We start from the raw sequence: 589 nt of genomic DNA, 5'->3' as shown, positions 1-589 counted from the left end.
TCAACCCTCAAGAGTACCAGTGTCAGGTCATAATACCTGAAGCTGCATTACAGGCAGAATTTTCATCTTTAACAGTTGATACGTATGATGATTTCGAGCGAACAAGATATATAATGGATCACTTATCAGATAGATCTGGAATTTATTATGATGACGTACTAAAACTGCATCATCAGAAGAGTATCCCGCATTTTGAAATCAGCCAGGACATGATAGTGAAGTTACCAGATGGAAAAGTGTCAAGTTATGGTAATCTACGACGCCTGTTAAGAGAAAGAATTGAACGATCAGAAAAGATCATATTACCAGAGGGCTTCTATGCAGATAATAGACTTAATTAAAAGCAACCCACTAAGTAAGCGCTATTATATTTATGCGGAAACTGCTTTTATTCACGAAGGGGATAAGAATTACCTCCTAGAATTAATTAACAGTGCCAAAAAAGCGCAGTGCGATGGGATAAAGTTTCAGATGTTGCTGGATGTCGACGATGCCTATGTCGACAGTTTGGACAACTATTATAGTATTAATAAATGGTGTTTCACAGAAGTGGAATGGACTGAGATTTTATCATATGGAAGAGATCAAG

2 protein-coding genes are annotated in these 589 nt (G+C 37.2%); both read left to right on the top strand.

Features of this window, described 5'->3' with window-relative positions:
• Positions 1–341: hypothetical protein (locus tag EI28_RS15150; protein ID WP_231476845.1), on the top strand; the 341-nt coding region annotated here is incomplete at its 5' end.
• The coding region (locus EI28_RS15145; protein WP_048115361.1) for a hypothetical protein at positions 319–589 on the top strand (271 nt) is incomplete at its 3' end. The genes EI28_RS15150 and EI28_RS15145, both read left to right, overlap by 23 nt.

The organism is Methanoculleus sp. MH98A (assembly GCF_000691865.1).
Taxonomy (GTDB): Archaea; Halobacteriota; Methanomicrobia; order Methanomicrobiales; family Methanoculleaceae; genus Methanoculleus.
This window is presented reverse-complemented; position numbering and strand designations above follow the sequence as displayed.